This is a genomic window from Porticoccus litoralis (genome assembly GCF_030676955.1).
Lineage (GTDB): Bacteria > Pseudomonadota > Gammaproteobacteria > Pseudomonadales > Porticoccaceae > Porticoccus > Porticoccus litoralis.
In genome coordinates this window covers 247,178-271,514 of record NZ_JAUUUU010000002.1, presented here as the reverse complement: position 1 = coordinate 271,514, position 24,337 = coordinate 247,178, and the positions used below count along the sequence as shown (strand labels likewise).

At 53.9% G+C, this 24,337-nt stretch carries 21 protein-coding genes and 1 pseudogene; 6 read left to right on the top strand and 16 right to left on the bottom strand.

Going from position 1 to position 24,337, the window contains the following annotated elements; translation table 11 throughout:
* Nucleotides 1-116: 116 nt before the first annotated feature.
* The 3 genes from Q8A57_RS05560 to recJ form a co-directional block, all read right to left on the bottom strand.
* Complete coding sequence (locus Q8A57_RS05560; protein WP_305169998.1) at nucleotides 117-1,721, bottom strand: oleate hydratase; 1,605 nt, start codon at nucleotides 1,719-1,721, stop codon at nucleotides 117-119.
* A gap of 92 nt (nucleotides 1,722-1,813) precedes the next feature.
* On the bottom strand, nucleotides 1,814-3,538 hold the full coding sequence (locus Q8A57_RS05555) for an ATP-dependent nuclease (RefSeq protein ID WP_305169997.1): 1,725 nt from the start codon (nucleotides 3,536-3,538) through the stop codon (nucleotides 1,814-1,816).
* A gap of 134 nt (nucleotides 3,539-3,672) precedes the next feature.
* The gene (gene recJ, locus Q8A57_RS05550; RefSeq protein ID WP_439651643.1) at nucleotides 3,673-5,457 is read right to left on the bottom strand and encodes a single-stranded-DNA-specific exonuclease RecJ; all 1,785 of its coding nucleotides are present in this window, start codon (nucleotides 5,455-5,457) and stop codon (nucleotides 3,673-3,675) included.
* Between the two features lie 122 nt (nucleotides 5,458-5,579).
* On the opposite strand from recJ, the gene Q8A57_RS05545 reads away from it, so the two are divergent.
* Both Q8A57_RS05545 and Q8A57_RS05540 read left to right on the top strand, forming a co-directional pair.
* Nucleotides 5,580-7,559 (top strand): 3-hydroxyacyl-CoA dehydrogenase NAD-binding domain-containing protein, encoded by a 1,980-nt coding sequence (locus Q8A57_RS05545; RefSeq protein WP_305169996.1) that lies wholly within the window; start codon nucleotides 5,580-5,582, stop codon nucleotides 7,557-7,559.
* On the top strand, nucleotides 7,556-8,839 hold the full coding sequence (locus Q8A57_RS05540; protein ID WP_305169995.1) for an acetyl-CoA C-acetyltransferase: 1,284 nt from the start codon (nucleotides 7,556-7,558) through the stop codon (nucleotides 8,837-8,839). Before Q8A57_RS05545 ends, Q8A57_RS05540 begins: the two co-directional genes overlap by 4 nt.
* Before the next feature lie 42 nt (nucleotides 8,840-8,881).
* Here Q8A57_RS05540 and Q8A57_RS05535 read toward each other — a convergent pair whose 3' ends face one another.
* The gene (locus tag Q8A57_RS05535; protein ID WP_305169994.1) at nucleotides 8,882-9,415 is read right to left on the bottom strand and encodes a class IV adenylate cyclase; all 534 of its coding nucleotides are present in this window, start codon (nucleotides 9,413-9,415) and stop codon (nucleotides 8,882-8,884) included.
* 102 nt (nucleotides 9,416-9,517) lie between these two features.
* Between Q8A57_RS05535 and ppk1 the strand changes: the two genes are divergently transcribed.
* A complete protein-coding gene (gene ppk1, locus Q8A57_RS05530) occupies nucleotides 9,518-11,563 on the top strand; it encodes a polyphosphate kinase 1 (RefSeq protein ID WP_305169992.1) in 2,046 nt (681 codons plus the stop codon).
* A gap of 65 nt (nucleotides 11,564-11,628) precedes the next feature.
* Here the strand turns inward: ppk1 and Q8A57_RS05525 are convergent, their stop codons facing one another.
* The 10 genes from Q8A57_RS05525 to ffh form a co-directional block, all read right to left on the bottom strand.
* Nucleotides 11,629-11,973, bottom strand: coding sequence for a HopJ type III effector protein (locus tag Q8A57_RS05525; RefSeq protein WP_305169991.1), 345 nt, complete (start codon nucleotides 11,971-11,973; stop codon nucleotides 11,629-11,631).
* Between the two features lie 9 nt (nucleotides 11,974-11,982).
* On the bottom strand, nucleotides 11,983-13,383 hold the full coding sequence (gene thrC / locus Q8A57_RS05520; protein ID WP_305169990.1) for a threonine synthase: 1,401 nt from the start codon (nucleotides 13,381-13,383) through the stop codon (nucleotides 11,983-11,985).
* A gap of 19 nt (nucleotides 13,384-13,402) precedes the next feature.
* Nucleotides 13,403-14,707 carry a homoserine dehydrogenase gene (locus tag Q8A57_RS05515; protein WP_305169989.1) on the bottom strand — a complete coding sequence of 435 codons (1,305 nt, stop codon included), beginning with the start codon at nucleotides 14,705-14,707 and terminating at the stop codon, nucleotides 13,403-13,405.
* A 347-nt stretch (nucleotides 14,708-15,054) separates the two neighbouring features.
* Nucleotides 15,055-15,798: a DsbC family protein gene (locus Q8A57_RS05510; RefSeq protein WP_305169988.1), complete on the bottom strand. Its 744-nt coding sequence runs from the start codon at nucleotides 15,796-15,798 to the stop codon at nucleotides 15,055-15,057.
* 97 nt (nucleotides 15,799-15,895) lie between these two features.
* A complete protein-coding gene (gene xerD, locus Q8A57_RS05505; RefSeq protein WP_305169987.1) occupies nucleotides 15,896-16,798 on the bottom strand; it encodes a site-specific tyrosine recombinase XerD in 903 nt (300 codons plus the stop codon).
* 105 nt (nucleotides 16,799-16,903) lie between these two features.
* The gene (gene rplS / locus Q8A57_RS05500; RefSeq protein ID WP_305169986.1) at nucleotides 16,904-17,260 is read right to left on the bottom strand and encodes a 50S ribosomal protein L19; all 357 of its coding nucleotides are present in this window, start codon (nucleotides 17,258-17,260) and stop codon (nucleotides 16,904-16,906) included.
* 74 nt (nucleotides 17,261-17,334) lie between these two features.
* Nucleotides 17,335-18,093 (bottom strand): tRNA (guanosine(37)-N1)-methyltransferase TrmD, encoded by a 759-nt coding sequence (gene trmD / locus Q8A57_RS05495; RefSeq protein WP_305169985.1) that lies wholly within the window; start codon nucleotides 18,091-18,093, stop codon nucleotides 17,335-17,337.
* Nucleotides 18,094-18,117: 24 nt separating this feature from the next.
* Nucleotides 18,118-18,639 (bottom strand): ribosome maturation factor RimM, encoded by a 522-nt coding sequence (gene rimM / locus Q8A57_RS05490; protein ID WP_305169984.1) that lies wholly within the window; start codon nucleotides 18,637-18,639, stop codon nucleotides 18,118-18,120.
* A 31-nt stretch (nucleotides 18,640-18,670) separates the two neighbouring features.
* On the bottom strand, nucleotides 18,671-18,916 hold the full coding sequence (gene rpsP, locus Q8A57_RS05485) for a 30S ribosomal protein S16 (RefSeq protein ID WP_305169982.1): 246 nt from the start codon (nucleotides 18,914-18,916) through the stop codon (nucleotides 18,671-18,673).
* A 204-nt stretch (nucleotides 18,917-19,120) separates the two neighbouring features.
* Nucleotides 19,121-20,536 (bottom strand): signal recognition particle protein, encoded by a 1,416-nt coding sequence (gene ffh, locus Q8A57_RS05480; RefSeq protein WP_305170161.1) that lies wholly within the window; start codon nucleotides 20,534-20,536, stop codon nucleotides 19,121-19,123.
* Nucleotides 20,537-20,674: 138 nt separating this feature from the next.
* On the opposite strand from ffh, the gene Q8A57_RS05475 reads away from it, so the two are divergent.
* On the top strand, nucleotides 20,675-21,463 hold the full coding sequence (locus Q8A57_RS05475) for a cytochrome C assembly family protein (RefSeq protein ID WP_305169981.1): 789 nt from the start codon (nucleotides 20,675-20,677) through the stop codon (nucleotides 21,461-21,463).
* Nucleotides 21,464-21,567: 104 nt separating this feature from the next.
* On the top strand, nucleotides 21,568-22,905 hold the full coding sequence (locus Q8A57_RS05470; RefSeq protein WP_369427780.1) for an HlyC/CorC family transporter: 1,338 nt from the start codon (nucleotides 21,568-21,570) through the stop codon (nucleotides 22,903-22,905).
* A gap of 50 nt (nucleotides 22,906-22,955) precedes the next feature.
* Here Q8A57_RS05470 and Q8A57_RS05465 read toward each other — a convergent pair whose 3' ends face one another.
* Together Q8A57_RS05465 and Q8A57_RS05460 are read right to left on the bottom strand one after the other, a co-directional pair.
* The gene (locus Q8A57_RS05465; protein WP_305169979.1) at nucleotides 22,956-23,147 is read right to left on the bottom strand and encodes a DUF1289 domain-containing protein; all 192 of its coding nucleotides are present in this window, start codon (nucleotides 23,145-23,147) and stop codon (nucleotides 22,956-22,958) included.
* A gap of 57 nt (nucleotides 23,148-23,204) precedes the next feature.
* The gene (locus Q8A57_RS05460; protein ID WP_305169978.1) at nucleotides 23,205-23,819 is read right to left on the bottom strand and encodes an NUDIX hydrolase; all 615 of its coding nucleotides are present in this window, start codon (nucleotides 23,817-23,819) and stop codon (nucleotides 23,205-23,207) included.
* 6 nt (nucleotides 23,820-23,825) lie between these two features.
* On the opposite strand from Q8A57_RS05460, the pseudogene Q8A57_RS05455 reads away from it, so the two are divergent.
* A pseudogene (locus Q8A57_RS05455) lies at nucleotides 23,826-24,293 on the top strand (NUDIX hydrolase); the annotation flags it as partial.
* Nucleotides 24,294-24,337 lie beyond the last annotated feature (44 nt).

Here is a 24,337-nt window from a genome sequence, read left to right as displayed (position 1 = left end):
GCTGTAACGCGAGTATAAGGCACCCGGTACCAACAACGACTTGGGGCAGATCAATTCAGGGCGTGCTGGAAGTGATAGCTCCACCTAAGGCGGAGGCTCTAACGGCTTAAGGTTCACTATCGGCTGAGGGCTTTCATCGCGTTGATTAAAACACTGGGCTTATGAATGGAGTCATAGACCGGCAGCACCTCTTTACCGGTTTCAAACAGGCCATAAACAGCGGTCTGCGCGCAGCGCACCGAGTATTCCACGGTAAAGACACAGTCCTTTGGTACTTCGGCAAACTGCCCGAGAAAGGCGAAATTGGTGGCGCCTTCAGGTAACACCTCCGGGCGGTCGCCCTGCGCCCGCGGCATAAACAGACTGTCGATAAAGGGCATGGCCACCGGGATGCAATTCACTTTGCCGGCAGCCACAATCGGCTTCATCAGGTCCTGAACCTTGAGTTGATGCCACAGCTCTTCCAGTATTTCCTCGCCATTGCATTCCGACATTTTTTTCTTCACGTAATCGCCTTCGTTGTCGGGATATAGGGCATAGCCCCAGAACACTTTGACGTCTTTGGGCTGGTTGGGGAAATGCGGCTGTCGGGCAATCACAATGGACATCAACCAGCTGGAGTCCGTCATGGTCACCAGGCCGCCGGTGCCACTTAAATTGCCGGAGAAATCTTCCATGTAATCGTGGAAGGTGTCGTCCCGGATGGTAGCGGTGAAGGAATACCACTTCTGCAAATCGATATGGTCACTGAACACCCCGGGGTTGCCGAACGCCTTGTCCTTACGGGCGATTTTTTCCCACAGTGTCCATGCCCCCGAGGAAGCCTTGTCTTTCAGTACTGGCGCCTTTGACCACGAACCATAGTCCGCGCTCTCGGTGATGGAACCGTTGGTAACAAACACATAATCGTGCTCACCGAGTTCAATCTTTTCCTCACTGCCAGCTTGATTGATGGTGTGAATCGCCGTGGCGGTTTTCGCCTCGGCAGACAGGTTGAAATCGATATCGGTAACCAGCGTCCGGGTTTCAAAATAAACGCCTAAACCCTCCAGGTAGCGCATCAACGGCAGCACCACCGAGTGGTACTGGTTGTACTTGGTGCGCATCACGCCACCCAGCCGGGGCATGCCGTCCAGCAGGTGGATAAAGCGTTTCATATAGCGGCGCATCTCCGCCACGCTGCTCCACTTCTGGAAAGCGAACATCGAGGTCCAGAGATACCAGTAATTGGTGGTGAAGAACTCCTCCCCGAACCAGTCCTGTATGCGAATGTTGTCCAATGATTTCTCGGAGGAAAACAACAGCTTCAACAGATCTGTCTGATCCGCTAACGACAGACCGAAGGACGAGACATCCATCCTTTCGCCGGCTTTCAGCAAACGCGCCTGGGCGTGGGAGACATAACGGGCGTTGAATTCAAAGGACTCGTCTTTGACGGAGATACCGGGGTCATCATAGGAGGGGACATTGGAGAGCAGATCCCAGTAGCAGACATAGTGCTCTTCATGCATTCTGCCGCCGCGGATGATAAAGCCGTTTTCCGCATCACCGGCACCATCCAGCGCACCGCCCGGAATCTCGTCCTGCTCCAGGATATGGATATTGCCACCGGGCACCCCCGCATCCTTAATCAGATACACCGCACTGGCTAAGGATGCGATGCCGCTGCCAACGAGATAGACCCTGGTGTCTTTCGGGTTGTTGTTCTTTTCTGGATGCATCGCTTTATACTGCAAAGTCTCGCTACCTATAGCTCACGCTCTGAAGATAATTTTTTGTCGCAATGAATAGCTTGCCAGCTAGAAAAGTCACATTAGGAAGCACAAGCCGCATTGCTCTCTGCAGACTCTATATCCTCAACTGCCATTAATTTGCAAGTGGCACCCCTCTGCAAATTTTCGACAAAATCACGTAGTTCTGCCAACCGTTGATCTCCTAAAGAAACTGTAGATAAAAGCTTTGCAACAAACTTGGGGCCGTGCAATCCCATTTCTGGGCAAAAGTTTTCTATTTCCCCAACGGGAACTAAATAAATCCCAATCTCCTCCAGCTTATTTTTAAGATCTTTATAGTCAACTTGTGCCTGGCCACGTGGAATCCCCCTCTCTCCATATTTCTTAACCACACTCCAAGGCTTACCCTGTTTCATAGCTTCTAATATGTCGCTTTTTGGCATTGAGTCTTCGCCAGAATTATTAATTATTTCTATAATATTTTTCTTTATACCCGAAACACTTTGGACCTTAGCCCCACCTCTAACAGCAGAGTCAACGCGGCTCCAAAGCACACTTATCTCAGACCAACTTCCACCAAAAGCTACAACAGTAACTTCAACCAAATCCCGCTCTGACAAAAAGTCTATATCGAAAACAGCCTTAACCGGAACTCCAACTTTTCGCAACACATCTGCCACCTGAGCTACTCCGTGTTTCCCGCCCGTTGGCACATACGCAGTGTCCAGCCATTGACTCTGGGTATCAGATTCCAAATAGTCTGCAATAGAGTTTAGAAGCCTGCAGTCACTATCGTCTTCACAGATAATAGTCTGCTCATGAAAGATACCCTCAAGCGCATTGGAGTACCTGAGTACTGGGTTTAGCCATAAACTCTTAATTGTTTCCTTAGAAGCCTCCATAACTATATTTATATTTTCTTCCCTACTTATGCGAAGAATCCTGACATCTCCTTGAGTGCCCTCTAAAAACCCTCTCAAAATGTCGCTGCTATGGGTTGCGACAAATAGCTGACCACCCACTTCAGAAGATAGTGTTTCTCCTAGCCGCCTCATTTGTGGTGGATGCAAAAAAGCTTCAGGCTCATCAACAAGCGTAATATCCCAGTCGTCAACTATAGTTTCAAACAAAATACCAGCGTAACTTTTCATGCCATCGCCTTGTTGATCTAGCAATGGCAGCTTTCTTACTGCAGACACATACTCATCGCCAACCCTATCCACTACACCACTCATATTTGGCAATTTTCCAACATGAATTGGCAAAGTTCTTCCACCTCGAAAATCGAACATTAGGTCTTTTCCAAACGCCCTATAAAACAAGCTACTGATTTTTTCCATCAAGGCGGAATCATCATAAAGAACATGCTGCGGTTTAGTTTTTTGTTCTCCGCGGGATACGCTCTGTTGTTTCTCGCAGATAGACAATCGATCATTAGCAGAAATATTTCTTACAAACCCACTGAGAATCTGCCCTTCCAAGAAGGCACCAGCCCAAAAAGAAATCTGTCTTTCATGAAGCTGCCAACTTTTATAGCTATATGTAGTTCCATTAAATTCTGCTTCCGCACTTAGAAACTCCCTCAGCTGTTCAGCTGTTCCATCCTTGACAATATCTACGCCTTTAACAACAAAGGTATTATCTGTTTTTCCATTACCACAAACACTCAATATCTCTCTCAAAGTTTGCGACTTTCCACTGTTATTTGGCCCAACTAAGATAACCTTATCGCCCTTATTTAAATCAAATGAACTACCACCCGAAAAAGTCAATTTAGAAATCGAAACAGACGGCTTTTTAATCAATTTTATTCTCCATATAAAATGATATTTACATACATATATTTTTCACTTAAAAATTAGAAATGATTTCCGTTGAAAACAAAAAGTATGATCTAGAAAATATCTACCAATAAATCTTATTTTTTATTTACTTCATATCATCTAGGCAACTTCAACAATTCAATATTTTCTACCATCAACTGCACCGACTCCCTGCCTTGCCACAGGTTGATATCCAGCTTGTAGACCAGGCTTACCTTCTCCGCTGCCGGGTTGGGCCACTGCTCCGTATCCACATTAAAGGCGATGGCGTCGATTAACTGCTGTTTGCCTGCATCCAGCGCCAGCAGCAGTTTCACGTGTTTTTCACCGACGATGCGCTGCTGGACAATATAGAACTCGCCCTCGAACAGCGGTTCGGGGAAGTGCTGCCCCCAGGGGCCTGATTCCCGCAGTAGTTGGGCAGTGTCGATATTGAGTTCGTCGCTATTTAGGCTGCCATCGGTGAGGATTTCCGCCTCCATGTCCGCCGGGCTGAGCTGGCGGCGCACTTCGTCATCGAAGGCGGTGACAAAATCTTCGTAGCGTTCCCCAGGCAAACTGAGGCCCGCTGCCATGGCATGCCCACCAAATTTGCTGATAAGTTCCGGATGTCGACTGGCCACGGCGTCCAGCGCATCGCGGATATGCAGGCCCTTGATGGAGCGGGCAGAGCCCTTGTACTCGCCGTTGCCAGCATCGGCAAAGGCGATCACCGGACGGTGGATACGATCCTTGATGCGCGACGCTAAGAGACCCACCACCCCCTGGTGCCAATTGGCGTCGAACAGGCACAGCCCCCAAGGCAGTTGTTGTTCATCCAGATTCAATTGCTCCAGGGCTACCAGTGCTTCCCGCTGCATATCCGCTTCAATCACCCGGCGGTCGCGGTTTAGTTCGTCCAGTTGCAGGGCGTATTCCCGCGCCATATAAGCATCTTCTTCCAGCAGACACTGAATGCCGATGGAAATATCATCCAGTCGCCCGGCGGCATTCAAACGCGGCCCCAGGGCAAAACCCAGGTCGGCAGCCACCAGCCTTTGAGGTTCGCGGCCGGAAAGGTCGAGCAATGCCTGCAACCCCGGGCGGGTTTTACCGGCGCGGATGCGTTGCAGCCCCTGGTGCACCAGAATGCGGTTAACCTCGTCCAACGGCACCACGTCCGCCACGGTGCCCAGCGCCACCAGGTCGAGCCAGTCCGCCATATTGGGTTCGGGTATGTTGTTTTCGGCAAACCAGCCACTTTCCCGCAGATGACTGCGCAGGGCGCTCATCAGGTAGAACGCCACCCCCACGCCCGCCAGGTTTTTGCTGGGGAATTCACACTGGTTCTGGTTGGGATTCACGATGGCCGCTGCCTGTGGCAGTTCTTTACCGGGCAGGTGGTGGTCGGTAATTAACACCTTGATGCCCGCGGCATTGGCCGCGGCGACACCCTGAATGCTGGAGATGCCGTTATCCACGGTAATGATCAGGTCAGGATTGCGCTCTTTCGCCAGTTCAACAATTTCCGGGGTGAGCCCGTAACCGTATTCAAAGCGGTTGGGCACAATAAAATCCACCTGCTGAAAACCCATGCCCCGCAGTGCCAGCAGGGAGACCGCTGTGCTGGTGGCGCCATCGGCATCGAAATCGCCGACGATCAATATGTGCTGTTGTTCGCGCAGCGCCTCAGCCAGCAGTGCGATGGCGGCATTGAGGCCGCGCAGGGTTTGCGGCTTGGGCAATCTTGCCAGGGTTCTTTCCAGCTGCTGGTCGCTGGTGACGCCCCGCGCAGCATAAATGCGCTGCAACAGCGGCGGAATTTCCGGGCTGAACTGGCATTGGTCGAGGTCGTAGGGGCGTTGCAGAATGACGGGGTTATTCATGGAGTTCAGGGGCATCCCATTTTTGTGAGCGAGCATTTAATTCCCTTTGCAATCGGCTATGATGAGTTGCTAAACGCGAACCAAAATCTACAGCCATGTCTCTGGCCTCTATTGTAAGGCACATAAACCGGCTGGAGTACGGGAGTCTTATTTTGCCCATGACCGAGAACACTGAATTTCGACACTGGCAGCTGAAGCGGGACGCCGAGGACATAGCCTGGCTGGTTCTCGACCGGGAGGGGGAAAAGGTGAATTCCCTCAGCCGCGAGGTGTTGCTGGAACTGGATGCCGTACTGGCAAAACTGGAAGAAGACCTGCCACGTGGGCTGGTGATTTATTCCGCCAAGAAAAGCGGTTTTATTGCAGGGGCGGATATTCGCGAGTTTGATCACCAGACCGATGCTACAGAGGCCAAGGCCGGTATCGAGATGGCCCACAAGCTCTTTGACCGACTGGAAGCCCTGCCCTGCTATACCGTCGCCTCCATTCACGGCTTCTGCCTGGGGGGCGGATTGGAACTGGCGCTGGCCTGCGATTACCGGGTGGCGCTGGATTCAGAGAGCACCCGCATTGGCTTTCCGGAAATTCAGCTCGGCATCTTTCCCGCCTTTGGCGGCACTGCTCGCAGCATTCGCCTCCTGGGTGGCCGCAAGGCGCTGGAGCTTATTCTTACTGCCCGCAGCCTGAGAGCCCGGGCCGCCCGTGGCCTGGGTTTGGTGGACAAGGTGGTATCCGAACACGGCAGCCTGCACTGGGCAGCCCGCAAGGCCATTGTGAAACAGCGTAAGGGGCACCGCGCCAGCCGCCTGAATCGCATGTCCAGCAGCCCCGGTACCCGACAGATTATCGCCAAGGCCATGGAAGCCCAGGTGAGCAAACGGGCGCGCCGTGACCATTACCCTGCACCCTATGTATTGATCGATCTTTGGCGCAAGGTCGGCGACGACTTCAACGCCATGCTGAAAGGCGAAGCCGAGAAAGCCAGCGAACTGCTGATGGGGGATGTGTCCCGCAATCTGCGCCGGGTGTTTCGCCTGCAGGAACAGTTGAAGGAATTGGCCAAGCCGGATGACAGCACCGCCAACTGGCAAGCCCGCCGGGTGCATGTGGTGGGCGCCGGTGTCATGGGTGGCGATATCGCCGCCTGGTGTGCTCTGCGCGGTCTGGAAGTCACTTTGCAGGACCGGGAAATGAAATACGTGGCACCCGCGCTGAAACGGGCGGAGGTGCTGTTTAAAAAGAAACTGCGCTCCAGCGCCAAGGTCGCCGCGGCCAAAAGCCGCCTGATGGCAGATGTGGCGGGGGACGGAATTCAACGGGCCGATGTGATTATCGAAGCCATTTTTGAAAACCTCGAAGCCAAGCAACAACTGTTTACCGAACTGGAACAGCACGCCAAACCCGACGCTCTGTTGGCCAGCAATACTTCTGCTATTCCACTGGAAGACATCGCCGCTGGCCTGCAGCAGCCGCAGCGGTTGATTGGTCTGCACTTTTTTAACCCGGTGGCGAAAATGCCGCTGGTGGAAGTGGTGCGAGGCAGCCAATCCGACAGCAGCGATATTAAAAAGGGCTGCATGTTCAGCCAGCGCATTGGCAAATTCCCGCTGCCGGTGAAAAGCGCACCCGGCTTTCTGGTAAACCGGGTGCTGGCGCCCTATATGCTGGAAGCGGTCAACCTGCTGGATGAAGGCCACAGCATGGCCACCATTGACGCCGCCGCAGAAACCTTCGGTATGCCCATGGGGCCCATTGAACTGGTGGATACGGTGGGGCTGGATGTGGCCGTGAGCGTGTCAAAAAAACTGGCACCCGACAACATAAAAGCCATCGAGCCGCTGCAGGCCATGGTGGATGCAGGCAAGCTGGGGAAAAAGTCCGGCGAAGGGTTTTATCTCTGGAAAAAAGACCGGCCGGAAAAGGGAAAACCCAGCGATATGGTGGCGCTGGATATTCTCGGTGAACGCCTGATCAAACCCCTGCTGGAGGAATGTCGGCGCTGCCTTGCGGAAGACATTGTCGACAGTGCCGACCTGCTGGATGCCGGGGTGATATTCGGCACCGGCTTTGCGCCGTTCCGCGGCGGACCGATGCACTATCTTGAAGAATCCAAACTGCTGCCGGAGGTGACGCCATGAACAAGACAGGGACACTCCGCAACGTGGCCATTGTCGGTGCCAGCCGTATTCCGTTTTGCCGGGCGGGAACCGCCTACGCCGACCTGACCAATCTGGATATGCTGGTGAGCGCCCTGCAGGGACTGGTTGACCGATACAACCTGCACGGTGTGCAACTGGATGAAGTGGTGGCCGGTGCAGTGAGCAACCACCCGAAAGATTTCAACCTGGCCCGGGAAGCCGTGCTCGGCACCAGCCTGTCGCCGCTGACCCCCGGCATCAGTCTGCAACAGGCCTGCGGCACCAGTCTGCAAGCGGCCTTTGGCATTGCCGCAAAAATTGCCTGCGGACAGATTGAATGCGGTATTGCCGCGGGTGCGGACAGTGCCAGTGATCCGCCCATTCTGTTCTCACGCAAGTTTTCACAACGGCTGGTGAAATTATCGAAGGCCAAAACCCTCGGCGAGAAATTTTCGGTGTTCAAGGGCTTCAGCATGTCAGAGCTCTCACCGGTGGCACCAGCCATTGCCGAACCCCGCACCGAGCTGAGCATGGGCGAACATGCCGAACTGATGGCCCGGGAGTGGAAGATCGAGCGGGCCGAGCAGGATGAGCTGGCTCTGGCCAGTCACAACCGCGCCCAGGCCGCCTACGCCGACTGTTTTTTTGACGACCTGTTAAGTCCCTGTGCGGGCATGTTGCGGGACAATAACCTGCGCTACGACCTGACCCTGGAACAGTTGTCGGGTTTGAAGCCGGTATTTGATCGTTCCGCCACCGGGACACTGACCGCAGGCAACAGCAGCGCGCTTACCGATGGCGCAGCCTCCCTGTTGCTGGCCAGTGAAGATTGGGCTGCCGAAAACGGGCTGCCGGTACTGGCTCGTCTCACTCATATGGAAACCGCCGCCGTGGATCACGTGTCTGGTGAGGGTTTGCTGATGGCACCCACCGTGGCCGTGGCCAATATGTTGCGCAAAGCCGGGTTGTCGCTACAGGATTTTGATTACTACGAAGTTCACGAGGCCTTTGCCGCCCAGGTGCTCTGCACCCTAAAAGCATGGGAATCAGAAGAGTACTGCCGCGAGCGGCTGGGACTGGATGCAGCACTGGGCAGCATCGACCGCAGCAAACTGAACATCGTGGGCAGCAGTCTCGCCCTCGGACACCCGTTTGCCGCCACCGGCGCACGCATTGCCGGGACCCTGGCCAAACTGCTCAACGAAGCCGGACAGGGGCGCGGACTGATCTCGATATGCACGGCGGGTGGTATGGGTGTGGCGGCAATACTGGAGAAATAATGACCGAAATAAATACTTAGGGGCGGTTTAAAAAAACCGCCCTTATTTTTTCTGGTAATACTGCATCAGATCGCGGGTATTCCAGGGGCGGGTCTGTTCCCGCTCGATACCCAGGCGTTTGATCAGCGCCAGCAACGCTTCTTCACTCTGGGCCTCGATTTCCAGAAACTCCGGAATGTGTTCCAGCTCGTCAAAATATTTGTCGAACACCAGATGCTGGCCATCGAGAGAAAACTGGGCGCGGTTTTTTCGTAAGGACAGGCCTTCACGATAACCGAGTGACGCCAGTATCTGGCGCATCACCTCGAAATCATCAACGGCGGTTTCGTGCTCATCCATGATCTTGGCGAGGCCGGTACTCACCGTCTGCTTGTAGGTCAGCTTGACGCCGTCCTGCTCCTTGCGCAGGCGCAAAAGATTGCCCGCGGCCTGAATGGATCCGTCGGCATCATCGAAAAGAATGGCGAAAAACTCGCTCTCGAATTCCTTGTGGCCACCGAGGTCGAGAATTTTTTGTTCCAGGGAAGCCCGGTCGACTTCGAGCACCTTAACCTCAATTTCCTTAATACTTGCCATAGCGATCCCGCTGTCATCTAACTGTCAATTTAGTGTCACACAACCACACCTAAAACCCGGTATGGTTGTTCGAATCCGTGTTTGGCAACGCCATCATACTCTATGAAAAAATACCCCTTTTATCCAAAGGAATTGAGCTGGCTGGCATTTAACGAGCGCGTGCTGCAGGAAGCAAACGACGCCGACAACCCGATTATTGAGCGCGTCCATTTCCTGGGGATTTTCTCCAGCAACCAGGATGAGTTCTTCAAGGTGCGGGTGGCCGATGTACGCCGAAAAATTCTTATTGAGCAGACTTCCGGCTCCGCCAAAAAAAGTAAACAACTGCTGCGAGATATTAACAAGGGCATTGCCCGTCACTCTGAGCTTTTCGACCTGGCCTTTGAATCCATTCTAAAGGAGCTGCGCAAACGCCGTATCCATTTTCTGATGCCGGATGATCTCTCCACCAAGCAGAAAACCTGGGTCAGGCATCACTTTAGGGAACATGTGTTGCCGCGCATTGTACCGATCCTGATCACGCCGGACATTGACCTCTCCAGGGTACTCCAGGATGGAGCCAATTACCTCGCGGTAGAAATTCGTAATGGCGATGACGTGAGTTATGCGCTGTTGGAAGTTCCGGATACCAGCAGTCGTTTTCTACGTTTGCCCAATGATGAAAAAAATCGTCGACGCTATTTCATGATTATCGACGAGGCTATCCGACTTTGCCTGGACATGGTGCTTGCTGACTTTTTCTCTTATGACCAGCTCAACGCCTGGTCGATGAAATTTTCCAGAGATGCTGAGTATGTACTCGACGACGATATTGATCGCAGTCTGGTGGAGAAAATGTCCATGGGCATCAAGCAACGCCTGCAGGCCAACCCGGTCCGCTTATCGTTCGATAGAGAGATGCCAGAAGGTATGATTGATCTGCTGAAAACCAAATTCGGTTTTGCCCGTGGCTACAGCATCATTCCCGGTGGCCGCTACCGCAACTTTCGTGACTTTATCGGCTTTACCAATCCCGGGGAAAAATACCTGGGTTTCCCTTCCATGCCACCGCTGTCGGTAAATAAATTCGATAAGTACAGCAATGCGTTTCAGGCCATCGATAAAAATGACATTTTGCTCTATTACCCATACCACAAATTCAACTACCTGGTTGAACTCCTTCGCCAGGCTGCCTTCGACCCTAAAGTGACATCCATAAAAATTAATATCTACCGGGTAGCCAAGAATTCACGCGTGCTTGAATCCCTCATCGATGCCGCCCGTAATGGCAAACAGGTGACTGTGAATGTTGAACTGAAAGCCCGCTTTGACGAACAACAGAATCTGGATTTATCAGAGAAGCTTTCTGATGAGGGGATTAAGGTGATGTTGGGTATTCCCGGCCTGAAAGTACACTCAAAACTGTGCCTGATCAGCCGCCAGTCACCGCAGGGAGAAAAACGTTATGCCCATATCGGCACGGGTAATTTCAATGAGAAAACTGCAGAGATTTATACAGATTTTGCGCTGTTCACTTCACACCCGGAAATCTGCGAGGAAGTAAGCCATGTGTTCGACTTTATTGAACAAAGCTTCAAACACTACGATTTCAAATACTTACAAGTCTCCCCTTTAAATTGCCGCCGGAAAATTCGCGCCCTGATCAACCATGAAATCGCTGCGGCAAAAGCAGGAAAACCCGCAGCAATTACCCTCAAGTTGAATAACCTGGTGGATGAGAACATCGTGCGCCTCCTCTACCAGGCCAGCCAGGCGGGAGTAAAAATACGCATTATTGTGCGCGGCATGTGCGCATTAAAACCCGGCATTGAGGGCATTTCAGAGAACATAACTGTTATCAGTATTGTCGACCGTTTTCTGGAACACCCGCGCTGCATGGTGTTTCACAATGGCGGCGACCCAAAAGTCTACATCTCGTCTGCAGACTGGATGACCCGAAACCTGGACTATCGTCTGGAAGTGGGCGTGCCCGTGTTGGACCCGAAGCTGAAGAAACAGGTGATGGATATTCTGGAAATTCAGTTTACTGACCGCTGCAAGGCCCGCGTGATTGATGCAGAACAGAACAACGCCTATGTGAAGCGTGGGAACCGGAAAAAGGTGCGTTCACAGATGGCCATCTACGACTACCTGAAAAAACTCGAGTGAAGTAAGCAGAAAATTTTGCACGCATCAGGCCGCCACTGGGGATGGCCTGATGTGAGGTATCAGGTTTACTTCAGCGCAAGAGCCGTTCCGGAAAAACCAATTCCGCCCCAGCCGTGTTCAATGAAATTGCGGATATTCTGGTGATCGTCACCCTCGGGGTTTTGCAGCACATCCACACGGTAGTAATCGCCAAAGCAGTGCAGAGTCTGCTGTTCACTTAAACCGTTGAGCTGGCCAAAGGCGAAGATCTTGCAGGAGCCGTTGTTTTGACCGGCGCCATTTTCCGTGCCGCCATTGGTGAAGGCGGTTTCCTGAAAATTGTAGTTTTCATCGATCACGGCAATGGTGTCGCTGAAAGCAATAGATTCAGGTGAGGCTTTCAGTTTTTCCAGAAAGATTTCCACGGACATCACTGATCCCTACTGGCGAATATTGTCTTTCATAAATTGCTGAACGGCAGACAGTTCGTTGTCCTGAACAGCGTAACGCTCTTCGCGCTCGAACAGGTCCGCCATGTGATGAGGCAGTGGCGGGTCCTGCGGGTAACCGGCCTTGCGCACTGCTTCCGGGAATTTCGCCGGGTGTGCGGTGGCCAGGCAGACCATGGGGATATCCTGACGGCGGCGGGTTTTGCGGGCCGCTTCCACGCCGATAGCCGTGTGGGGGTCGAGCAGGTATTCGGTATGTTCCCAGACGTCGGCAATCACACGTACCATTTCATCGTCATCCAGGCGGTAACTGGTGAACAGTTCACGGGCCTTGGTAAGAGCACTGTCGCTCAGTTTGAGGTTGCCGGTAGCCTTGAAGTCGGTCATCAACTTGTTAATGGCTGCACCGTCGCGGTCATACAGGTCGAACAGCATGCGCTCGAAGTTGCTGGACACCATGATATCCATAGACGGCGACAGGCTGTGCACCAGCTGGTGCAGGCTGTGGTCGTTGGCGCTGATGCAGCGGTGCAGAATGTCGTTGGCGTTGGTGCCGATTACCAGCTGGTCTACCGGCAGTCCCATGCGGCTGGCCAGGTAGCCGGCGAAGATGTCACCAAAGTTGCCGGTGGGCACGGAGAACGCCACCGGGCGATGGGGAGCCCCCAGTGCCAGGCCAGCGTAAAAGTAGTAAACGATCTGGGCCATGATGCGCGCCCAGTTGATGGAGTTCACCGCCACCAGCTGACGCCCTTCCGGCAGGAAAGACTGGTCGCCGAAGCTGGCCTTGACCATGTTCTGGCAATCGTCGAAATTGCCTTTCAGGGCAATATTGAAAACGTTGTTCTCCAGCACCGTGGTCATCTGGCGGCGCTGCACCTCGGACACCCGGTTATGCGGGTGTAGGATAAAGATGTCCACGTTGTCGCTGTGGCGACAGCCCTCGATGGCGGCGGAACCGGTGTCACCGGAGGTAGCGCCCATGATCACTACCCGCTGGTCGCGCTTCTTCAGCACGTAGTCCAGCAGGTTGCCGAGAAATTGCAGGGCAAAGTCCTTGAACGCCAGGGTCGGCCCCTGAAACAGCTCGAGAATAAATTCGTTGTGGGCGGTCTGCACCAGCGGCGCGATGGCGTCGTGGCGGAAGGTGCTGTAGGTGTTGGCGATCAACTCGCGCAGGTCGTCGTCGGGAATCTCACCATCAACAAATGGCGCCATCACCTTGAAGGCCAGCTCCTGATAGGACAGCCCGGCCCAGGAAGCAATTTCCTCTTGGGAAAACTGCGGCAGGGTCTCCGGCACATAGAGGCCGCCATCGGTGGCGAGGCCCGCCAGGATGGCATCTTCAAAGCTCAGTACGGGCGCCTGCCCGCGGGTGCTGATGTATTTCACGTTCGTTACCTGTTGTTTATCAGCCCAAAGATTCTACGCGGATGCACACCACGTCACCTTTGGTAGTGGACAGGGACTGGATCTTGTCCACCGCCTCATCAAGTTTCTGTTCAATGGCTCGGTCGGTCATGATGATCAGGGGCACATATTCCTCGCCCTCTTCACCTTCGTGCTGGATCACCGCCTCAATGCCGATATTCGCTTCACTGAGGATCAGGGTGATTTTCGACAGTACGCCGGGCACATCACGGGCGGTGATGCGCAGGTAGTAAGCGGTTTCCACCTGACCGATGGGCAGCACTTCAAAGTCGTTGAGGGACTCCGGCTGGAATCCGAGGTGCGGCACACGGTGTTCCGGATCGGCGGTCAGGGTGCGAGCCAGGTCGACAATATCGGCGATCACTGCCGATGCGGTGGGTTCAGCACCGGCACCGGGACCGTAATACAGGGTAGGACCGACGGCGTCGCCTTTCACCAGCACGGCATTCATCACTCCGTCCACATTGGCGATCAACCGCTTGCGGGGGATCAATGTGGGGTGAACCCGCAATTCGATACCGCCGTTGTTGCGACGGGCAATGCCCAGGTGCTTGATCTGATAACCGAGCTGCTGGGCGTAGGCCACGTCCTGGGTTTCCAGTTGGCTGATGCCTTCAGTAAAGACTTTGTCAAACTGCAGAGGGATGCCAAACGCCAGGGAGGCCAGGATCACCAGCTTATGGGCGGCATCGATACCTTCCACGTCGAAGGTGGGATCAGCCTCTGCGTAGCCCTTCTGCTGGGCTTCTGTCAGTACATCCTCAAAGGCTCTTCCCTTGTCACGCATCTCGGTAAGAATGAAGTTGCCAGTGCCATTAATGATCCCGGCCAGCCACTGAATGCGGTTGGCAGAAAGACCCTCGCGGATCGCTTTAATAATCGGGATACCGCCAGCGACGGAGGCTTCAAAGGCGACTGTCACACCCTTTTCTTTTGCAGCGGCAAAAATTTCGTTGCCGTGCTCAGCAATGAGCGCCTTGTTGGCGGTGACCACATGCTTGCCATTTTCGATCGCGCACAGCATCAAATCGCGGGCCACGGTGGTGCCACCGATCAATTCCACCAGGATGTCGATCTCGGGGTTTTTGGCCACGTCGAAGATATCGCGGGTGACGGGAATATCACCGAGGTCGCAGGCGGGGTTATCCCGGCGTGCGCCCACCTGAGCAATTTCAATGGAACAACCCGCGCGCGCGTTGATGACTTGCAGGTTGCGTTGCAGCACATTCACGGTGCCACTGCCCACCGTTCCCAGACCACAAAGGCCGATCTTTACAGCGTTCAACGTATTTGCCTTGATTAAACCGGTTGAGTTAATGATATACAGCCGCCATCACAGCAACACATCCCTGCCGCAAACCTGATAAACGGGTACCCGTTATGAGGCGGCAGAACACTGTATGACTACTGACTTTACAAAGGGATGGCAACCTTAAAGGGCCGGTCCTTCGGTGTCAATCTGGTGACACCGGGTAACCGGTTGATACCACAGAGCTATGGGCTTTTTAACATACCCTGAGTGACAGTTTTAACCCTGATGACTGGTAGGGCCAACCACTCATACGATGGTAGAAAAAAGCCTGGAAAAATGGATTCAGTACAGCAAACAGGCACTACAGAAGTGGAAAGCCATCAGTTCAGACCCATGATGGCGAGCAGTTCGGGTGCCGGACGGTAACCAGGTATTAGGGTACCGTCTTCCAGAACCAGTGCGGGTGTGCCGTTGACGCCAATCTTCTGGCCCATTTCAAACTGGGCGGCGACCGGGTTGTCTTCACAGATATTTTCCGGCACCGGCTGGTTATTCTTCAATGCGGTCAAGGCCGACTGCTTGTCATCCGCACACCAGGCTGAGGCAATCTTTTTAAAGGATTTGGAACCGATTCCAGCACGTGGGTAAGCCAGGTAGCGGACTTCTACACCCGCCATGTTCAGCTCCGGCACAGATTCCAGGTGCAGCTTCCGGCAATAGCCACAATCCACATCGGTAAAGACATAGAGATAGGAGCGCGGCTGGTCAACGGCAGGGAAGATGATCATGTCTTCCTCGGCCACGGTAGACATCATTTGCTGACGCATCTTCGCAGCAGCCAGATCCTTGACCGGCACAAACATTCCGGGACGCGACTGGTACATGTCCCCGCTTATCACATATTCACCATCTGCACTGGCATAGAGAAACTGGGTACCGTTAATACGCACCATGTACAGCCCTTCTATAGGAGACGGCTCAACACCGCCAAACTGCATATCGGGCCGGGCTTCCTTGAGCTTGGCAATAATGGCGGCACTGACATCGGCAGGCACGTCTTCTGCTGCAAATACTGACGGGATAATAAGTGCTGCCAACAGCAGTCCGGCGATTTTCTTGAACATAACAACTTATCTCTTGGGGGAAGCGTTCCATTGCGGAAGGGTCTCTTCCGATGACCAAAGTGCAGGGCTTGGAGTCTATGGGAGAACAGGGGTTCCCTCAACCTCTCGGGTGGTGTTGCGCGTGCAGGGATTTGATCCGGGCGCTGGCGATATGGGTGTAGATCTGGGTAGTCGACAGATCGCTATGACCGAGCAGCAATTGCAGCACCCGCAGGTCGGCGCCGTGATTCAGCAAATGGGTAGCGAAGGCGTGACGCAGGGTATGGGGAGACAGAGGTTTTTCTATGCCTGCCGCCTTGGCATAGCGTTTGATGCTGTACCAGAATGTTTGTCGTGCCATCTGCCTGGCGCGGTTGCTGGGGAATAGCACGTCACTTTGTACGGTACCGAGCAGCAGTGGCCGGGCTTCCCGCAGGTAGCGAGCCAGCCAGCTCAGGGACTCTTCACCCATGGGTACCAGACGCTCCTTGCCACCCTTGCCGAACACCCGCACAACACCCTGCCGAGGATTTATCTGGTGAATGGTCAGGCCCACCAGTTCGGTGACACGCAAGCCGGTGGCGTAAAGCACTTCCAGCATGGTGCGATCACGCAACCCCAAAGCTTCTTCCGTGTTGGGCTGCTCCAGTAAGGCTTCCACATCGGACTCAGTCAGGCTTTTGGGGAGTGGCCTCCCGAGCTTGGGGTTTTCCACCAGGGCTGTCGGGTCCACCTGAATGCGATTTTCCCGCACCAGGTAGCGGTAAAAGCTTCGCAGACAGGACAGTTGGCGGGCAACGGAACGTGCGGACACCCCCTGTTGAAAACGGTGAGCCAGGTAACGCTGAATATCGTTGCCGGTCAGGGCAATCAAGTGGAGACCACCGGACTCCGCCCATTCGGCGATGGCGCACAGGTCCCGACGATAGGCATCGAGGGTGTTCTGGCCCAACCCCTTTTCAACCCAAAGGGCATCCAGGAAGGTGTCGATAAGCTGCTGCGCCGGTTGATTACAAGCCATGGCCTACTCTAACCGCCACTTCCGGGACGGGCAATTCTCATTGGAAATCCGCAGGCATAAAAAAGGCACCAACCAGTGGTGCCTTTTTCATACAAGGTCAGAAACTCAGTTGAGTTTTTCCTTGATGCGGGCTGCCTTACCAGACAGTTCACGCAAGTAGTACAGTTTCGCCTGACGCACGTCACCACGACGTTTCACCTGCACGCTGTCTACCAGCGGGCTGTAGGTCTGGAAGGTACGCTCAACACCAACACCATTGGAGATTTTGCGCACAGTGAAGGCAGAGTTAACGCCACGGCTGCGTTTGCCAATCACCACACCTTCAAACGCCTGCAGACGCTCACGGTTACCTTCCTTTACTTTTACCTGAACGACTACGGTGTCGCCCGGGGCAAAGGCCGGCAGCTCTTTATTCATTTGTTCCGCTTCGATGGCGGCAATGATCGGGTTTTTGTTACTCATGGTTTGCTCCTCAGCTATTCTCTGTTGGTGGCATGCCACCTTTTTGAGTAGCGTCGCACAGAGAGGAAAACAACTTAGTCGCTTTCATCTGCCGACTCTTTGACAATCCTGTCCAGTAATTGCCGTTGCTCGTCACTGAGCGCCAGCTCATTCAACAGATCCGGGCGTCTCTGCCAGGTTCTTCGCAGTGACTGCTCTAACCGCCACTGCCTGATCTTTTCGTGGTTGCCCGACAGTAAGACTTCGGGCACCTGTAATGTTTCGTACTGCTCCGGCCGCGTGTAGTGCGGGCAATCCAGCAGACCAGCGGCAAAAGAATCCTGGTCTGCAGAATCCTCGTGCCCCAGCGCACCGGGCAGTTGTCTGATCAGTGCATCCATCAGCACCATGGCGGGCAACTCCCCGCCACTGAGGACGTAATCACCGATGGACCATTCTTCGTCAACTTCCAGCTCAATGAGCCGCTCATCGACACCTTCGTAGCGGCCCGCCAGCAGGATCAGGTCCCCATCACTGGCCAGCTGATTAACTGCCGACTGGTCCAGCACCTTTCCCTGGGGAGAAAGGTAGACGACCCTGGCCGGGCCGCCGATCCACTGCCGCGCCTCATGTATGGCCTGCCGCAGCGGTTCTATCATCATCACCATACCGGGTCCGCCGCCGTAGGGTCGGCTGTCCACCGTCTGGTGGCGGTCGCTGGTGTATGTTCTGGGATTAAAAAACCCCAGCTCCAGCAACCCCTGCCTGATCGCCCTGCTGCTGATGCCATAGTCGCTCAGCGCGGCGAACATTTCGGGGAACAGGGTGACCAGGGCTATTTTCTTCGCCGCCATTCACGCTGCTCCACGCTTAACCATTCAGAAATCGGGGTCCCAGTCGACCTCGATCTTTGCGGCATCGAGATCGACACCTAATACAAATTGTTCCACGTAGGGGATTAGACGCTCTTGCCGATCAAGGCTTTGCGCATCCCCATTGACCACCAGCACATCATTGGCGCCGGTTTCCATCAGGCTCGATACCGTGCCAAGCCTGACACCCTGCTTTGTCACCACGGCCAACCCTTCGAGCTGGTGCCAGTAGTATTCGCCTTCGGTCAAGGCGGGCAAGCAGGCTTTCTCGACAGCGATATCCCGCTGACAGTACTGTCGGGCAACATCGCGATCATCAACACCTTTGAGGTGGACCATCAGTCCCTTGGAGGACATGCGGTGCTGATCAACCTCCAGCTGCAGCCACCCCTCAGCGGACTTTAACCACCAGGGGGAGTAACCGGTAATATTCTCAACCGGGTCGGTAAACGCATGCACCTTTACCCAACCCTTAACGCCGTGAACGGTGGTAATACGCCCGACAATAACCGGATCAATTGGATCCATGGTGCTCAGGCACTCCGCTTCACGCAGGTAATCAGGCGTTGGCTGCTTCTTTTACCAGCTGGTTAACACGTTCTGACAGCGTGGCACCCTGGGCAACCCAGTGTTGTACACGGTCAGTATCAACGCGCAGACGCTCTTCCTGGCCACGGGCGACCGGGTTGAAAAAGCCGATGCGCTCGATGTAACGGCCATCACGCGCCTTGCGGCTATCAGTGACGTGAATGTGATAAAACGGGCGCTTTTTAGAGCCACCACGAGCCAAACGAATGGTTACCATGAAAATTCTCTTCTGTTTCTGTGTTTCAAATTACCGGTAGCCAGGGCCGGTGAGGACCATGGCACGATGCCCAGCACGGGCCGGGCATCGTTGAAAGGCGCGGGATTATAGCGAAAACATCCCCCTGTGTATACCAGAAATAACCCTCTGGAAGTATTAGCAAACTCTAGCGGTATTAAGGGGTTAGAGGGCTGGCGGCAAAAATCAGAACGGGAATTTTTTGCCCCCGGGCATCATCCCACCCGGGGGAAGACCACCGCCTGGCATACCACCACCCTGAGGTAGGTTGCCCGCCATGCCACGCATCATCTGCTGCATGCCTTTGCCCTTCATTTTCTTCATCATTTTGCCCATCTGCTTGTGCTGTTTAAGCAGGCGGTTGAGGTCCTGAAGGGTAGTGCCGGAGCCCATGGTAATGCGACGCTTGCGCGAACCGTTGAGGATATCCGGGTTGCGGCGCTCGGCGGGGGTCATGGAGTTGATGATGGCTTCCATTTTGCCAAACTGGCCACCCATATTGGCCTGTTCCACCATCTGAGACATATTGCCCATGCCCGGCAGCTTATCCAGCAAGCTGGAAAAGCCGCCCATGTTTTTCATCTGCTGCAACTGGTCTCGCAGATCTTCGAGATCAAACTTTTTACCCTTGACGACTTTGTTAGCCAGTTTTTCCGCTTTTTTGCGATCAACGGTACGCTCCACTTCCTCGATCAGCGACATCACATCGCCCATACCAAGGATACGGGAGGCTATACGCTCTGGGTGGAAGGGTTCCAGAGCGTCGGTCTTCTCGCCAACACCAAGGAACTTGATGGGCTTACCGGTAATCTGGCGTACCGACAGTGCGGCACCGCCTCGGGCATCTCCGTCCACCTTGGTGAGAATCACACCGGTCAGTGGCAGCGCTTCATTGAATGCCTGTGCTGTGGTCACGGCATCCTGACCAATCATGGCATCGATCACGAACAGCGTTTCTACCGGGTCTACGGCCTTGTGGATCTGCTGAATTTCCGCCATCAAGGCATCGTCGATGTGTAACCGGCCAGCGGTATCCACCAGCAACACATCCACAAATTTTGTTTTCGCTGCCTGAACGGCATTGCGAACAATATCAACCGGCTTCTGCTCGGCGGTACTGGGGAAATACTCGGCCTCCACTTCGCCGGCCAGGGTTTCCAGTTGCTTGATGGCCGCCGGACGATACACGTCGGCACTGACCACCATGACTTTCTTTTTCTGGCGCTCTTTGAGGTATTTAGCCAACTTGGCCACAGAGGTGGTTTTACCCGCACCCTGCAGACCCGCCATGAGAACCACCGCGGGAGGCTTGGCAGCGAGATTGAGCTCCTCGTTGCTGTCGCCCATGACGTGCTCGAGTTCTGCCTGCACAATTTTCAGGAATTGCTGACCGGGGTTCAGACTGGAACTGACTTCCTGACCAAGGGCCCGCTGCTTGACGCCATCGACAAAGGTTTTCACCACCGGCAGGGCAACATCGGCCTCCAGAAGCGCCATGCGCACCTCACGCAGAGTCTCCTGAATATTGTCTTCGGTAAGGCTGGCCTTGCCCGAAATTTTCTTCAGGCTGGCGGATAAACGATCACTAAGATTTTCAAACATCGCCATAGCAATTCTTTAATACAACGTTGCAAAAGGGGCACAAAGTATAACTGAAAGGTGATGTGGATTGGGATGGAGTCTTTTCGCTATCGCACATCTGTGACACACTTTCGGACCTCCAAGGAAAGCTGTCACCTTATGTTCGTTGCTACTGCCGCCATCGCTGTCTACCTCTGTGCCACGCTGTATCAGGTGTTACAGCTGCGCCAGCATCCGAACTTACGGGTCACCCCGTTGTTCCTGGTGGCTGCTGTAGCTATTGCTTTACACGGTTATGTCAGCCTGCGCTGGGTGTTTACCGCTAAGGGGTTGGACTTCAGCCTTTTCCCGATGAGTACGGCCATCAGCTTTACGATTAACCTGATTGTTCTGATCAGCAGTTTCCGCAAGCCGGTTCACAACCTGTTTTTACTGCTTTTTCCACTGGCGGCAATCATTCTGGCCACCACGATTCTGGTGGGCAGTACACATGTTCCCTGGCAAGCCGTTTCGGCTCCCATTGGCACCCATATTTTTATTTCCATCCTGGCCTACAGCCTGATGTCGATAGCAGCGCTGCAGGCGGCATTACTGGCGCTGCAAAACTGGCGGCTTCGCCACAAACGGTTGGGCAGCTGGTTGCAGGTGGTGCCGCCCCTGCAGACCATGGAAGCACTGTTGTTTGAAGTGCTCTGGGCCGGGTTTATCCTGCTGACACTGTCCCTCATTACAGGCTTTCTTTTTTTCGAAGACTTTTTTGCCCAGCACCTGGCCCACAAATCGGTATTTGCCCTCTGTTCCTGGCTGTTTTACGCCATTCTGCTGTGGGGCAGGCACATGAAAGGCTGGCGGGGAAATACAGCAATACGCTGGACCCTGATCGGTTTCTTCGCCATGGTTCTGGCCTACTGGGGTAGCAAATTTGTGATTGAGGTCCTTCTGGGCTAACCCATAACGGTGCGAAAGCCTCTCAACACCACTGTTTCCAGCCCTATTTCAGCTCTGAAGTTATCCCACGCAACAGTTGCCAATTCCGGCAAACTTCTTCAACATTGGATGCCCTGTGGAATGACGAGGTTTTTCCTCCTTTGGATGACGCCCCACTCTGGCTGCTTTTTAGTATATTAGGTGGCCTTTTACTACTTTCCGGTTTCTTCTCTGGCTCCGAAACCGCCATGATGTCCCTCAACCGCTACAGGTTGAAACACCTGCGCAAACGGTCCAGCGGTGCCCGCAAGGCTCACAAGCTCCTGAAACGTCCCGACCGCCTGATCGGTATCATTCTGATCGGCAACAATATGGTGAACATTCTGGCATCGGCCATTGCGACGGTGATTGCGCTACGCTTGTACGGTGATGCCGGCATAGCCATCGCCACCTTGCTGCTGACCATGGCAGTGCTGATTTTTTCTGAAGTGACACCCAAGACGTTGGCGGCACTGCACCCGGAAGGCATTGCCTTTACAGCCAGCCATATCCTGAGACCTTTGTTGACGCTGTTCTACCCCCTGGTCTGGTTAGTCAACCACCTCTCGAACGGGCTGTTGAGAATCTTCGGCGTCAACCCATCAAAGGTCGTGGATGTCAGCCTCAGCAAAGAGGAAATCCGCACCGTGGTGGACATCTCCAGTCGCAACATTCCTGAACATCAGGATATGCTGATCAATATTCTCGATCTCGAGACGGTCACCGTGAATGACATTATGGTGCCACGCAACGATATTGTCGGACTCAACCTTGAAGACGACATCGACACCCTGTTAACCACGGTGATCAATTGCGGCTACACCCGCTTGCCGGTCTTTACCGGCGATATCAGCCGCGTGGAAGGTTTTCTGCATATGAAAACCATTGCACGCCTGCTACGTTCTGGTGGTGAAGGATTGACCAAGGAGGCGATCAAGCGATTCTCCCGGGAACCTTATTTCGTGCCTGAGAATACCCCGCTGAACAAACAACTCCTGAACTTCCAACAGGCGCGGCGACGTATCGGTCTGGTGGTTGACGAATATGGTGAAATTGAAGGGCTGGTCACCATGGAGGATATTCTCGAGGAGATCGTCGGCGATTTCACCACTAACCGCGCAGAGGATGGCCAGGACGAAATTGTTGCCCTGGATAAAACCATGTACGACATTGAGGGTTCTGCCACCATCCGCGATATCAACAAGAGTAATCTCTGGGATTTACCCGTCGATGGGCCAAAAACACTGAATGGCCTGATTCTGGAACATCTTGAGAGTATTCCCGACGGCAATGTCAGCTTCAGCATTGGCCGCTATCGATTTGAAACTCTTGAGCTGAGCGAAAAGATGGTAGCCAAGGTGCGGGTCAAACGCATGCTGGGAGGAGTCGTATCTTCAGAAGATCACGAAGACGAAGAAGATTAAGTTGGCAGTACGCTAAACAGCAAACAGCCTTTCTTGCAAAGCAAACACCATCAGGCAAAGGGGTTATTTTTTTTGCCCCGCTCAGCCGCTTTACAGATCACATCCAGGCGCTCGTCATCATCCATCAGCAGCCAGTCACGTATTTCCTTGGCGGTTCGATAGCAGCCGATGCACTCGTCATTTTCGTCCAGTGCGCAGATGGATACGCAGGGTGATGTGATGGTGCCGGGTGTAAAAGCCATGTTGAGATTGTCTGGTGGTTATCGGGGAGCGGATTATCGGCGCAATCGGCGCGACCTTCAAGCTGGGGGCCTGAGACTGACGCGATCCGGGTAGTGCAATCGCAGACCGGCATCGAGTGTCAGGTTAAGAAAATCCACCAACACCGCCAACGTAAAGCCCCAGATACGGTACCCCTCGTAGATGTAGCATGGCATATCCAGGCTGTAGTCCTCCCCTGAAAAATGATCCACGGTAAGGTTGGACACATCAAGGAAATAACTGACGGGCACTTCAAATACCGCGTCCAGTTCTTCCGGATTGGCCACCAGCGGCAACGCTGGCTCAATCAGTCCCACATAAGGTTTTACCCTTAACAGATGGCGAGTGCGGTTGACGGGCAGTCCCGCCAGGACTTCCGCTTGGTCAATATCCAGATCAATTTCTTCCCAGGTTTCCCGCAGAGCTGTTGCCAGCAGGTCATCGTCACCCGGCTCCCACTTACCCCCGGGGAAGGCCACCTCGCCACTGTGGGAATTGAGGTGCTCAGCGCGTTTGGTGAGGATGATCTTCGGGTCATGCACTTCGCGGGTGAGGAGAATCAGTATGGCAGCATCCACACCTTCATCGCCACACGGAGCGAGCCGCTCCAGCGGTACGGGTTTTAGGCTGTCAGTTATTTTCTTCAACATCATTCGGTTATGATACTTTCCATAGACTCTCTGTGTACCAGAACTTTTTCACTGAATTGGCCTTCCATGAATTTTTGCAGTCACTGCGGCAACACCATCACGATACGGATTCCCGAAGGGGATAACCGGGAACGCCACGTCTGTGATCAATGCGATAGTGTGCATTACCAGAATCCGCGAATTATCGCGGGATGTATACCGATTTCCGGCAAACGTATCCTGCTTTGCAAACGGGCCATTGCCCCCCGTCTTGGCTACTGGACGCTTCCTGCAGGGTTTCTCGAAAACGGCGAAACTGTCATCCAGGGCGCCCTGCGGGAATGTCATGAAGAAGCCCGCGCTCAACTTGAAACCCCCACGCTTTTTGGCATGTACGATATTCCCCATATCAACCAGGTCTATATCTTTTATCAGGGCCAACTGGTGGATGACAGTTATGCCCCCGGTGAAGAGTCTCTAAAGGTAGAGCTCTTTCATGAGCATGAAGTTCCCTGGAATGAATTGGCATTTCCAGTCATTAC

Excerpts from the sequence above, each read along its gene's own strand:
- trmD (WP_305169985.1), bottom strand. The coding sequence starts at position 18,093 with ATGGCGGCGAAGAAAATAGCCCTGGTCACCCTGTTCCCCGAAATGTTC.
- rplS (WP_305169986.1), bottom strand. The coding sequence starts at position 17,260 with ATGAGTAACAAAAACCCGATCATTGCCGCCATCGAAGCGGAACAAATG.
- Q8A57_RS05540 (WP_305169995.1), top strand. The coding sequence starts at position 7,556 with ATGAACAAGACAGGGACACTCCGCAACGTGGCCATTGTCGGTGCCAGC.
- xerD (WP_305169987.1), bottom strand. The coding sequence starts at position 16,798 with ATGGCTTGTAATCAACCGGCGCAGCAGCTTATCGACACCTTCCTGGAT.
- rpsP (WP_305169982.1), bottom strand. The coding sequence starts at position 18,916 with ATGGTAACCATTCGTTTGGCTCGTGGTGGCTCTAAAAAGCGCCCGTTT.
- Q8A57_RS05475 (WP_305169981.1), top strand. The coding sequence starts at position 20,675 with ATGTTCGTTGCTACTGCCGCCATCGCTGTCTACCTCTGTGCCACGCTG.
- Q8A57_RS05465 (WP_305169979.1), bottom strand. The coding sequence starts at position 23,147 with ATGGCTTTTACACCCGGCACCATCACATCACCCTGCGTATCCATCTGC.
- ffh (WP_305170161.1), bottom strand. The coding sequence starts at position 20,536 with ATGTTTGAAAATCTTAGTGATCGTTTATCCGCCAGCCTGAAGAAAATT.
- Q8A57_RS05560 (WP_305169998.1), bottom strand. The coding sequence starts at position 1,721 with ATGCATCCAGAAAAGAACAACAACCCGAAAGACACCAGGGTCTATCTC.
- Q8A57_RS05535 (WP_305169994.1), bottom strand. The coding sequence starts at position 9,415 with ATGGCAAGTATTAAGGAAATTGAGGTTAAGGTGCTCGAAGTCGACCGG.
- Q8A57_RS05460 (WP_305169978.1), bottom strand. The coding sequence starts at position 23,819 with ATGATGTTGAAGAAAATAACTGACAGCCTAAAACCCGTACCGCTGGAG.
- Q8A57_RS05525 (WP_305169991.1), bottom strand. The coding sequence starts at position 11,973 with ATGTCCGTGGAAATCTTTCTGGAAAAACTGAAAGCCTCACCTGAATCT.
- ppk1 (WP_305169992.1), top strand. The coding sequence starts at position 9,518 with ATGAAAAAATACCCCTTTTATCCAAAGGAATTGAGCTGGCTGGCATTT.
- recJ (WP_439651643.1), bottom strand. The coding sequence starts at position 5,457 with ATGCTCGCTCACAAAAATGGGATGCCCCTGAACTCCATGAATAACCCC.
- Q8A57_RS05545 (WP_305169996.1), top strand. The coding sequence starts at position 5,580 with ATGACCGAGAACACTGAATTTCGACACTGGCAGCTGAAGCGGGACGCC.
- Q8A57_RS05510 (WP_305169988.1), bottom strand. The coding sequence starts at position 15,798 with ATGTTCAAGAAAATCGCCGGACTGCTGTTGGCAGCACTTATTATCCCG.
- rimM (WP_305169984.1), bottom strand. The coding sequence starts at position 18,639 with ATGGATCCAATTGATCCGGTTATTGTCGGGCGTATTACCACCGTTCAC.